Source organism: Polymorphospora sp. NPDC051019, from assembly GCF_040683055.1.
In the GTDB taxonomy this organism is placed as follows: Bacteria; Actinomycetota; Actinomycetes; order Mycobacteriales; family Micromonosporaceae; genus Polymorphospora; species Polymorphospora lycopeni.
The window spans coordinates 69977-80720 of record NZ_JBFBCH010000017.1 but is presented as its reverse complement, the minus strand read 5'-3'; the positions used below and the strand labels follow the sequence as shown (position 1 = coordinate 80720).

The following is a 10744-nucleotide window of genomic DNA, read 5'->3' as shown; positions in this document are numbered from 1 at the left end:
ACGGCCGAGGTATCCCGCCGCCTCGATCGCCCTCCGTACTGATATCCACCCGCCGACATCGGTGGGGAGACGCCGGGTGGCCGGTGCACGGAGCAGGCCGTGACGGGACCCACGGCCTGCTCCACCACGGACGGATCGACGCAGGCCGGTACGGCCTCAGCGCAGACTGACCCAGGCGGTCGCGAGCGTACGGCCGCCGGTGCGCGCCCAGAGCTGGACCGGTCCGGCCGGCGGCGGTCCCAGCGAGAAGAAGCCGACCTGGTCGATCGGGCTCTCGTCGTAGCGACCGTCCGGGGTGCGAGCGGTGATCAGGCCGCCGCTGGCCGGGGTGAGCTGACCGACGATCCCGGCACCGGTGACCTCGAGTTCGACGCTGACCGGCCCGGTGCGGAAGGCCAGGGTACGGGCGGAGCGGGCGGTTCCCGCCGACCGGACCGGGCCGGCCGGCGCCGGATCGCACGCCGAGTCGAAGGTGAGTTCGGCGATCGCCAGGTCGGTGTCGACGGTCCGCCAGGCGAACGCCGCCAGGGCGGCGGTCAGGAACTCCTCGGGCACCGGCCCGGGATCGCGCAGTGCCGCACCAAGCTCCGCGAGCAGGCTGTCGTCAGCATTCGGCAGCCACGGCTGCATCGCGCTCACCTCCGGTCGGCTCGGTGTCGGGGCCCGTCGCGAGGAACGACACGAGGGCCGGGCAACTCCGCAGTTTGCGCAGGCATCGGCCCTGGGTCGGGCCGACGCTGCCGATCGGCATGCCGAGCCGTTCGCCGACCTGCCGGTAGCTGGCCGGCGGGTCGGCGGCGAGCAGCGACAGCAGTTTCTGACACCGTGGCGGAAGTTGAGCGAACGCCTCCCGCAGCGCCTGGTGCCGTTCGGCGCGCAGCAGGTCCTCGTCCGGGCTCGCCGCGTCGACCAGCAGCGAACCGGGTGCGTGCCCGGCGTCGTCGTACGGGTCGAAGGGCTGGGTGCGCCGGCCGATGCGGACCAGCCGGTAGCACTCGCGTCGGCAGGTCGTCGCCAACCAGGCGGCCAGAGCCCTCGGCTCCCGCAGCCGGTCGAGTTGCTCCACCAGGCGAAGCCACACGGTCTGGTTCACGTCGGCCGCGTCGGTACGGTTCAGCCCGTAGGAGCGGATCACCGACAGCACCAGCGGGGTGTAGCGCCGGACCAGTTCGGCCCAGGCCAGTTCGTCGCCGGTGGACGCCGCCGCGATCAGCCCGGCCGGACCGGCCGGCGCGTCCGACGCCCCGTGGCCGGCCGCCGCCGCGAAGCCCGTCGGGGCGGTCGCCGCGTCGGGGGCCGGACCGGTCGGTGCGCCCTGCTGGCGGCACGGTCCGCCGCCGGTCTCCGGACCGGGCGGCGCACCGCCGGTCACCGGCACACCGCGCAACGCGTGGCGGAACGGCTCATCCGACCAGCACGCCGTAGTCGGGGTGCCAGCGCGGGCCGGACAGCAGCAGCGTGCGGGCCGCTTCGGCGTCCAGTCCGGTGGCGGTCATCAGGGCGGTGAGTCGCCCGGACACGTGGGCGGCGGCGAAGGAGGTGCCGGCCCAGGCCGCGAAGCCGTGGAACCAGCGGGTCGGCTGGCCCGGCATCTGCAGCCGGCCGTCGACGTACGTGCTGGTGTGCTCGCCCACCGCGCACGCGTCGACCCAGGGACCGAAGCCGCTGTACGGCGCGGGCAGGTGTCCGGTCCCGGTCACGTCGACCGCGCTCACGGCCACCACCCGGTCGAACGCCGCCGGCCAGGACCGCCGGGCGGTGCCGGCGTTGCCGGCCGCCGCCACGACGGCGGTGCGGGACGGCAACGCGGCGAGCGCGTTGGCGAGCGGGAGCGGGGCGAGGTCGTCCTGTGTGTAGTAGCCGAGCGACAGGTTGACGACCGAGGTCGCCGGGTCGAGCCGGCCCAGCGCACCGACCAGCATCTCCTCGTCGCCGACCCCGGTGGCGTTCAGCGCGGCCTCCGGGTCGAACCGCACACCGGGCGCGGCCTGCCGGATCACCCCGGCCACGAAGGTGCCGTGGCCGCCCTGCGGCGCGAGCACGTCGAGGTGGCTGTAGAGCTGGTCCTCGTCGTCGGTCTCGGGCAGGTAGCGGCCGCCGAGCCACTGTGGATGGCGGCTGCCGGCGAGTCGCCAGATGCCGGTGTCGCAGACGCCCACCGTCACTCCGGCGCCCTCACCGAGGCGGGCCGGGTCCGGGACCGGCAGGGCGCCGGTGGCGCGGGGCGGCCCGCCGGGGTTGCCCATGATGTTGCCGAATCCGACCGCGACGTGGTGCGGTTGCACGCGCGGGACCGGCTGCCCCGGCCACTGCTGCTGGTCCCGCAGTCTGGTCACCAGCGACGGGATGTCGGCGGTGGACTCGACCAGCAGCCGGGCCACCCCGGCGAATCCGGCGTTCTCGGTGACGTTGTGACCGTACGTCCGCAGCCTGGCGACGACCCGCGCCTTGTCGGCGGGGGCGACGAGCAGTTGCCGGGGCCGGTAGCTGAACTCCCGGCCGGGGACGGTGTGCAGCCGTACGGCCGGATCAGCGGCGACGGCCGTCCGGAACAGTTGCTGGTATGCCTGGTCGGCCTGGTCGGCGGCCAGTCCCGCGCCCGACCGGGGGCCGGCACCGGGGGACGGCCCGGCGACGGCGGGTGCGGCGCCGAGCGGCACCGCGGCGGCGGCCAGGACCGGAATGCCGAGCAGTCGGCGCCGCGACATCCGGCTGCCCGGGCGCGGCACGGCGGGATTGTCAGGCGGCACCGGTCCTCCTGAGGGTGGGAAAGAGCGCAGGCCGGCAGCGGTCGAGGGGACGCTCGCCAGTCCTGGACTCTATTCAGACCAATAGTTTCCAGTCAATAGAGCAATCCTCCACCGAACGATAAACAGCATTCTTCAGACATTGAAGATATTGACTGTAGATCAATCTTCGGCGATTCTCTTGGCATGGCCGAATTCACCGGCACCGGTGCGGTTACGGCCCAGCGCGCACTCGACGCCGTGCAGCGCTACCCCCGCGAGGCGATCACCATCGCGAACCGGGTGCTCACCACCGGCGCCCCGACCGGCGACGAGCGTTCGACGGCCGAACGGGCCATCGGCCTGGCCCTGCGGGAACTCAACGACCTGCCCGGCGCACTGCGCCACCTACGCCGCGCGGTACGGGCCACCGGCTCGCCGCGCACCCGCGCGCTGGCCCGGATGAGCCTCGGCTACGTGCTGGCCAACGCCGGCCACACCGCCGCCGCCCTGCGCGAGGTGACCGCCGCACTCCCCCGGCTGACCGGCGCCGACGCCGGCCGGGCCCGGATGCAGCGCGGCGTGGTCCTGCACTACCGGGGCCGGTTCGACGAGGCGGTCCGCGACTACGGCCTCGCGGTCGACATCGCCCAGCGCGAGGGCGACCTGCTGCTGGAGGCCCGGGCCCGCAACAACCGCGGACTGCTCAACTCGCACCGGGGCACCAGCCGGGGCGCCGACGACGACCTCGACCGGTCCGCCACGATCTTCCAGCGGCTCGGCCTCGACCTGGCCGCCGCCGACGCCCGCTGGAACAGCGGCATCGCCGCCGGCCAGCGCGGTGACGTGGCCGGTGCCCTACGCTGTTTCGCCGCCGTCGAACAGGAATACCACCGGCTCGCCGTACCCCGCCCGGCCCTGCTGCTCGACCGCTTCGAGCTGCTGCTGTCGGTGCCGCTGGTCGACGAGGCGGTCGAGGTGGCCGGCGCCGCCGTCGACCAGCTCCGCCGCCGGGGCATGTCCTCCGACCTCGCCGAGGCACTGCTCGCCCGGGCCCGGGCCGCCCTGCTCGCCGGCGACCTGGACACCGCCACCGCGACCGCCGGCCAGGCCAGAACCCGGTTCCAGCGCCAGGGCCGCCGCACCTGGGCAGCCTTCGCCCGGCATGTCGAACTGCGGGCCGAGTTCTCCCGCGGCACCCGCTCGCCGGCGCTGCTCGGCGCGATGGTGCGTACGGCCGGCCGGCTCGACGCGACCGGCTGGCCCGATCCGGCCCTGACCACCCGGATCGAGGCCGCCCGGCTGGCCACCGAACTCGGTCGCACCGGGCGGGCCGCCGAACTGCTGGCGGTAGCCGCCCGGGCGCGCCACCGCGGCACCGCCTCGCACCGGGCCCAGGGCTGGTACGCGCTCGCCCTGGCGCGCCGGATCGCCGACGACGTACGGGGCGCCGGCCGGGCGCTGCGTCGCGGGCTGGCGGTGCTCGACGGCTACCGGGCGTCGCTCGGCACCACCGAACTGCGGGCGCACAGCGGCACGTACGGGCGGGAACTGGCCGCCGAAGGACTCGACATCGCGGTCCGCTCCGGTGCGCCGGCCCAGGTGCTGGCCTGGGCGGAACGCTGGCGGGCCAACGCACTGCGGATGCGTCCCGTGCTGCCGCCGCAGGACCCCGAACTGGCCGCCACCCTGGCCGAACTGCGGCTGGTCAGCACCGCCCTGGAGGACGCCCTGCTCGCCGACCGTCCGGTGCACGGCCTGCGCCGCCACCAGGCCCGGCTCGAACAGCGCATCCGCGAGCTGGCCCGGGGCGCGGGCGGCGGCGGCACCCTGATGACCCCGCCCGGGATCCGCCGGCTGGCCGGGGTGCTCGGCACCGCCGTACTGCTCGAACTGGTCGCCCACGGCGACCGGCTGCGGGCGGTGCTGCTCCGCGACGGCCGGGCCACCCTGCACGATCTCGGCCCGCTCGCCGACGCGCTGCGGCACGCCGCCGCCCACCGGTTCGGGCTGCGCCGGCTGGTCACCACCGGTGACTCGGCCGCCGCCCGCACCGGCGCCGGGCACGCCGCCCACGCCCTCGACGAGCAGCTCTTCGGCCCGCTGCGCCCGTACCTCCGCGACCGCCCGCTGGTGATCGCACCGGTCGGCGGGCTGCACGCCGTACCGTGGTCGGGTTTGCCCACCTGCGCCGGCCGGCCGGTGACCGTCACCCCCTCGGCCACCGCCTGGTTGCGCGCCGCCGAACGGCCGGCCCCCGACGGCCCGACCGTCCTGGCCGCCGGGCCGCGGCTGCCCGCGGCCCGGACCGAGGTACGTCACCTCGCGCGGGTCCGGCCCGGCGCCCGGCTGTTCGCCGGTACGGCCGCCACCGCGGAGGCGATCACCGCCGCGCTGAACGGTGCCGGGCTGGCCCACATCGCCGCCCACGGCCGGTTCCGGGCCGACAACCCGCTGTTCTCCACATTGGAACTGGCCGACGGCCCGCTCACCGCCTACGAGTTGGAACGGCTGGTCAGCCCGCCCGGCTGCGTCGTGCTCTCGGCCTGCGACGCCGGGCTGTCCGCGGTCCGGCCCGGTGACGAGGTGATGGGCTTCAGCTCGGTGCTGCTGGCGCTGGGCACCCGTACGCTGATCGCCGCCGTGCTGCCCGTACCGGCGGATCTCACCACCGCGCTGATGCTCGACCTGCACCGGCGGATGCGGGCCGGCGCACCGCCGGCCGGCGCGCTCGCCGGTGCCCAGGCGGCGTTCGGACCGGCGGGTGCGGAGCACGCCACCGCCGCCGCCTTCGTCTGCTTCGGCGCCGGCTGACGGCGCGGCCGGCGCGTAGGGCGGCCGGCGCGCGAGGCGACGCGGCCGGCGGTCGGTCAGGTCGTCGAGTACGCCGCCATCTCCCGTTCCGCCGGAGCCGAGCGGTCGTTGGAGACCCAGCGCCGGTATACGCGCTCGTAGGCGCGGGCCATCCGGTCGGCGCCGAACTCGGTCCGGACGTGCTCCACGCACGCGGCCGGGTCGAGTGCGAGAACATCCCGCAGCGACTGCGGCAGTTCGGCCGGATCGTCGTGCACGAAACCGGTCTCACCGTGCCGGATCAACTCCGGTACGGCGCCCCGGTTCAGCGCGACCACCGGCGTACCGGCCGACATCGCCTCCAGCATCACCATCCCGAACGGCTCCGACCAGCGGATCGGCATGATCAGGCAACGGGCCTCGAGCAGCAGCGACGCGCACGTCTCCCGGTCCGGGTTGCGCAGCAGCGTCACGTCGGGGCCGAGCATCGGCTCGATCACCTCGGCGAGGTACTGCACCTCGCCCGGCTCGGTGCACTTGCCGGCGAGCACCAGCGGCAGGCCGACCTCCCGGGCCGCCTCGATCGCCAGGTCGGGCCCCTTGTCGGCGGAGAACCGGGCCAGCCAGACCACCGGCCCGTCGCTGGGTGCCGGTTTGCTGACGCCGCTGCCGGCCATCGCGTTGTGCACGGTCGCCACCCAGGGCAGGTTGGCGCTGATCCGGCGCTGCGAGTGCGAGATCGCGACCAGGGCGACCTGCGGGTCGACGCCCTTGAGGATGTCGGCGAGTTCGCCGACGGGTGCCCCGTGCACCGTCGCCACCGTCGGTGTCTCCCGGCGGGACGCCGCCAGCGGGCCGATGGTCGTGTGGTCGTGCACGATGTCGAAGTCGCCGTCGGCGATCATCCGGTTGGTCCGGGCGACATGGGCCAACTCGGGCAGGGCCTGGCCGAGCCGGGAGTTCTGCAACTGGTCGGTGCCGACGAACTCGGCGGCCGTACCGGTCCCGCTTCCGGCACCGAAGAGCGTCACGTCGTGTCCCAGGGCGGCCAGGCCGTCGACCAGCGCCGAGACCACCTGTTCCAGGCCGCCGTAGCCGGGCGGCGGCAGTTCGTACCACGGTGGCACCACCATCGCGATCCGTAGCGGCCGCTGCCCTACCGCCGATGTGACTGGAATCTGGGTCACCGTCCGCAGCCCCCTCGTGGCCGGAAATGACGCGCCGGTATTGACGAGATGAGCCGCGGTTTCCCGGCCGCCCGGCGGGTAAACCGGTGCCGGCGGCGTCACCCGGACCGGGTGGGCGGGACCGGGTCTCAGGCGGCCATCCGCCGGGCCAGTTCGCGGGCCCGATATTCCTGGACCCGCCGGGCGGTACGCAGCACGTAGGCCCGCAGCGGCGCCGGCATCCTCAGGGTCACCGTCACGGTCACCTCGGTGCCGCCGTCGTCCAGCGGTGCGAGGTCCATCACGAACCGCACCGTGACCCGCGCCGGGCTGAGGACGTCGAGCACCAGTTGCCGGTCCGGCACGGTCGCCGTCTGGGTCACCCGGAGGATGTTGTCGTAGCGCAGCGGGCCGGCGATCCGGAACCTCTCCACGGCCACGAACCGCACGACCGCTCCGCCGGCTTCCCGCCGTACGTCCCGTACGGCCACGATCAGCGGTGAGAGACCGACCGAGTTGGTGGGCTCGGCGAGGTGGGCGAAGACCCGGTCGGGTGGCGCCGCGACCGGGAACCGGTCGACGAACGTCTCGGTCCGCATGGCCGCCGACCGTACCAGTCCACTGCGGAGCACGGGTCCCGCGAAGGGCGAGCGGCGGGCGACGTGACCAACCCCCTTGGTCACATCACCCGCCGCTCTGGGGAGGAGGCGGACTCCGTTGCGAAAGGGTTCCGCCCTACAAAGCTCGGTCTGCTACTACCTACGACGCTTCGGTCAGCGTCACGGTTGCCTTGACTTCCGTTCCATTTCGCTCGTACGTGATCTCGACCCGGTCACCGACCTTGCGGGCCTGCACCGCGTTGATCAGGTCGTCGGAGTCGTTCACCGGCTTGCCGTCGAACTCCTTGATGACGTCGCCCTGCTGAAGGCCGATCTGGGCCGCGGCGCCGTTCGGCACGACCTGGGCGACCAGTGCGCCGCCGCCGTCGGCGGGGCCGACGGAGACGCCGAGGGCCGGGTGCGACACCTTCTCGCCCCGCTGCAGTGCCTCGGCCACCGACTTGGCCTTGTTGCTCGGGATGGCGAAGCCGACGCCGATGTTGCCCTGGCTCTGGCCGGCGGTGAGGATCGCGGTGTTGATGCCGATCACCTCGCCGTTGGTGTTGACCAGTGCCCCGCCGGAGTTGCCGGGGTTGATCGGGGCGTCGGTCTGCAACAGGCCGGAGATCGACGTGGCGCCCGCCCCCTGCTGTTGCTGGTCGCCGCCGGCCCGGATGGTGCGGTCCTTGGCGCTGATGATGCCGGCCGTCACCGACCCCTCCAGGCCGAGCGGGCTGCCGAGGGCGAGCACGGTGTTGCCGACCTGCATCGCGTCGCTGTCCCCGAACGTCGCCGGGGACAGGTCGCCCACCCCTTCGGCCTTGAGCACCGCGAGGTCGCTCTTCGGGTCGGTGCCGATGATCCTCGCCTGGGCCCGGCGGCCGTTGGCGAAGGCGAGAGTGACACTGTCGGCGCCGGCCACCACGTGGTTGTTGGTGAGCACGAAGCCGTCGGCGGACAGCACCACGCCGGAGCCGCCGCCGCTACCGGTGGTGACCGAGACGACGCTGTCCTGTACGGACGCGGCGATGGCCGGCAGGTCGGCGCTGTTGATGATCGGGGCGGCCGTGTAGGTGCGGTTGCCGCCCGGCCGCTCGTCGCTGAGGCCGAGCGCGAGCGCACCACCGGCCAGGCCGGAGCCGAGCATCAGCACCAGGGCGACCGCCCCGGCCGCGAAGGCCCGGCCGACCCGGCTGCCGCCGGACTGGCCGGCGCCGGGCTGCTGCGCCCACGGGCTGCCACCCGGGTACGGCTGGTGCGGGTATCCGGGCTGGCCCACGTTGACCGCCCACGGCGGCTGGCTCGGCTGCTGCCCGGGGTAGGGCGGCGCGGTGTGCGGCTGGTGCGGCGGTCCGGAGTGCGGTACGCCCGACTGCGGCGCCGCATGCGGTACGCCCGGATGCGCCGGGGCGTGCGGGACGCCCGACTGCGGGGCGCCCGCCGGTACGGCGTGGGACTGCGTGGCGTCGGGTCGCGGAGCCTGCCACGGGCTCGGCGCGTACGCCGGCGCGGCGGCCTGGGGCTGCTCGCCGGAGGGCCGGGGGGACTGCCACGGATTCGCCGGATGACCCGGTGCGGCCGGCGGGGTCGGGCCGGCCGGCGGGGCGGATGCGATCGGCGGGGTCGGGCCGGCCGGCGGGGCGGGTGCCGCCGGCGGTGCCGGTGTGGGTGGTGTGGGTGGCGCCGGCGGTGGTGGGGCGGCGGCCTGCGGAGCGGGGGTGGCTGGGGTGGCGGCGGAGTCGGACGGCGCCGGGCCGGCACCGGACAGCTCGGGGCGGGTCACCTCGTCGCCGGGCCAGACCGGCTTGTGCTGCGGATTGGTCTCCTGCTCGCTCATGTCCTACACCTTCCCCCCTCGCACTGCGATCCACCTGTAACCGGACTGTACGTTGACTGTGAGTCAGGACTCCTCGTACGGAATCGCCGACCCGGGCGCCAGCGGTAGCCGTACCCGGAACGTCGCCCCTTCACCCGGCGAGCTGTCGACCTCGACCTGGCCGTTGTGGGCCGCCACCAGGGCGGCAACGATCGCGAGACCGAGCCCGGTGCCGGCGGCGCCGTCCCGGCGGGTCCGGGCCGCGTCCGCCCGGTAGAACCGTTCGAACACCCGCTCGGCCTGCTCCGCCGTCAATCCGGGCCCGGTGTCGACGACCTCGACCACCGCGAACCCGGACTCGGCCCGCAGCCGCAGCCGCACCGACGCGTCGGCCGGCGTGTGCCTGATCGCGTTGGTCATGAGGTTGCCCAGGACCTGACGCAGCCGGGCGTCGTCGGCGAGCACGACCAGGTCGCCGGCGTCGGGCGCCACCTCCATCCGGATGTCCCGCTCCGGGGCCACCGCGCGGGTCGCCTGCGTCGTCTCGGTGGCCAGCACCCGCAACTCGACCGGGGCGAGCACCAGCGGGCGTTCCCGGTCCAGCCGGGCCAGCAGCAGCAGGTCCTCCACCAGCAGGCCCATCCGGGCCGCCTCGTCCTCGATCCGGCGCAGCAGCCGGGCGGTGTCCTCCGGCCCGGCGGCGGCACCCTGCCGGTGCAGTTCGGCGAAGCCGCGGATGGTGGTCAGCGGCGTACGCAGCTCGTGCGACGCGTCGGCGACGAACTGCCGCATCCGCTCCTCGGACCGACGGGCCCGGGTCTCCGACGTCTGCGCGGAGACCAGCGCGTCGCGGGCCGCCGCCTCGGCCGCCCGGGCCGCCCACTCCGACGCCTCGCGGGCGTAGAACGCGGCCTCGATCTGGGTCAGCATCGTGTTCAGCGCCCGCGACAGCCGGCCGAGTTCGGTCTGCGGCACCACCAGCCCGTGCTCGGGATCGGGCACCCGGCGGGACAGGTCGCCGGCGGCGATGGCCGCCGCCGTCCGCTCGATCTCGTCGAGCGGTTTCAGGCTGGTGCGTACGATCGCCGCGCCCAGCGACGCGAGGATGATCAGTACGGCCCCGCCGACCAGCACGTCGATCCAGATCAGCCGCTGCACGGCGAGGTCGACGTCGGAGAGGCTCTGGCCGACCGCGATGTACTGGCCGCTCGGCAGCCGGGCGTGGTACATCCGCCAGCGGGGGTTGCCGTCCCGGGCCTTCACCGTGACGATCTCGTCCCGGTGCTCCTCGAAGCCCGCGGCGTTGTCCGGCCAGGCGGGTAGGTCCTCCCAGGCGATCCGCTCACGGTCGTAGAGGACGTCGCGGGCGGGTTCGACGTGGCCGGAGTCGTCGGCGAGCACCGCCAGGTAGTCGGTGGGCAGCCCGACCCAGACGGACTCGCCGGGACGGGGCAGCGACGACGCCGACTTCAGGTCGCCGACGTAGTCGCGCAGCTCACTGTCGATCTGCCCGACGAGGTAGCTGCGCAGGAAGAACGTCGTCGAGACACTGATCACCAGCAGTGCGGCGGCAACCAGGACCAGCACCGCGGCCACGAGCTTGACGCGCAGCGGCGTGGTGCGCAGCGGGGCGCGGGTGATCAT

The 10744-nt window shown here is 74.5% G+C and carries 8 protein-coding genes; 1 reads left to right on the top strand and 7 read right to left on the bottom strand.

Annotated features, from left to right (window positions below; all coding sequences use genetic code 11):
- Positions 1-156 precede the first annotated feature (156 nt).
- Genes AB0M79_RS26080 through AB0M79_RS26070 form a run of 3 tightly spaced genes read right to left on the bottom strand, consistent with a single transcriptional unit; the run spans position 157 to position 2750 of the window.
- Positions 157-630 (bottom strand): hypothetical protein, encoded by a 474-nt coding sequence (locus AB0M79_RS26080; protein ID WP_357533164.1) that lies wholly within the window; start codon positions 628-630, stop codon positions 157-159.
- Positions 605-1372, bottom strand: coding sequence for a sigma-70 family RNA polymerase sigma factor (locus AB0M79_RS26075; protein ID WP_364218258.1), 768 nt, complete (start codon positions 1370-1372; stop codon positions 605-607). Before AB0M79_RS26075 ends, AB0M79_RS26080 begins: the two co-directional genes overlap by 26 nt.
- A gap of 31 nt (positions 1373-1403) precedes the next feature.
- On the bottom strand, positions 1404-2750 hold the full coding sequence (locus AB0M79_RS26070; RefSeq protein ID WP_364218256.1) for a S8/S53 family peptidase: 1347 nt from the start codon (positions 2748-2750) through the stop codon (positions 1404-1406).
- A 183-nt stretch (positions 2751-2933) separates the two neighbouring features.
- Between AB0M79_RS26070 and AB0M79_RS26065 the strand changes: the two genes are divergently transcribed.
- Positions 2934-5540, top strand: a complete 2607-nt coding sequence (locus AB0M79_RS26065) for a CHAT domain-containing protein (protein ID WP_364218254.1) — start codon at positions 2934-2936, stop codon at positions 5538-5540.
- Between the two features lie 56 nt (positions 5541-5596).
- On the opposite strand, the gene AB0M79_RS26060 is transcribed toward AB0M79_RS26065, so the two are convergent.
- From AB0M79_RS26060 to AB0M79_RS26045, 4 genes are all read right to left on the bottom strand, one after another.
- Positions 5597-6652 carry a glycosyltransferase family 4 protein gene (locus tag AB0M79_RS26060; protein WP_357533172.1) on the bottom strand — a complete coding sequence of 352 codons (1056 nt, stop codon included), beginning with the start codon at positions 6650-6652 and terminating at the stop codon, positions 5597-5599.
- A gap of 182 nt (positions 6653-6834) precedes the next feature.
- Positions 6835-7284, bottom strand: coding sequence for an SRPBCC family protein (locus tag AB0M79_RS26055; RefSeq protein WP_364218252.1), 450 nt, complete (start codon positions 7282-7284; stop codon positions 6835-6837).
- A gap of 160 nt (positions 7285-7444) precedes the next feature.
- Positions 7445-9121 carry a trypsin-like peptidase domain-containing protein gene (locus AB0M79_RS26050; protein ID WP_364218250.1) on the bottom strand — a complete coding sequence of 559 codons (1677 nt, stop codon included), beginning with the start codon at positions 9119-9121 and terminating at the stop codon, positions 7445-7447.
- Positions 9122-9184: 63 nt separating this feature from the next.
- Positions 9185-10744: an ATP-binding protein gene (locus tag AB0M79_RS26045; protein WP_364218248.1), complete on the bottom strand. Its 1560-nt coding sequence runs from the start codon at positions 10742-10744 to the stop codon at positions 9185-9187.

Excerpts from the sequence above, each read along its gene's own strand:
- AB0M79_RS26065 (WP_364218254.1), top strand. The coding sequence starts at position 2,934 with ATGGCCGAATTCACCGGCACCGGTGCGGTTACGGCCCAGCGCGCACTC.
- AB0M79_RS26060 (WP_357533172.1), bottom strand. The coding sequence starts at position 6,652 with ATGGTGGTGCCACCGTGGTACGAACTGCCGCCGCCCGGCTACGGCGGC.
- AB0M79_RS26050 (WP_364218250.1), bottom strand. The coding sequence starts at position 9,121 with ATGAGCGAGCAGGAGACCAATCCGCAGCACAAGCCGGTCTGGCCCGGC.
- AB0M79_RS26080 (WP_357533164.1), bottom strand. The coding sequence starts at position 630 with ATGCAGCCGTGGCTGCCGAATGCTGACGACAGCCTGCTCGCGGAGCTT.
- AB0M79_RS26045 (WP_364218248.1), bottom strand. The coding sequence starts at position 10,744 with ATGATCACCCGCGCCCCGCTGCGCACCACGCCGCTGCGCGTCAAGCTC.
- AB0M79_RS26055 (WP_364218252.1), bottom strand. The coding sequence starts at position 7,284 with ATGCGGACCGAGACGTTCGTCGACCGGTTCCCGGTCGCGGCGCCACCC.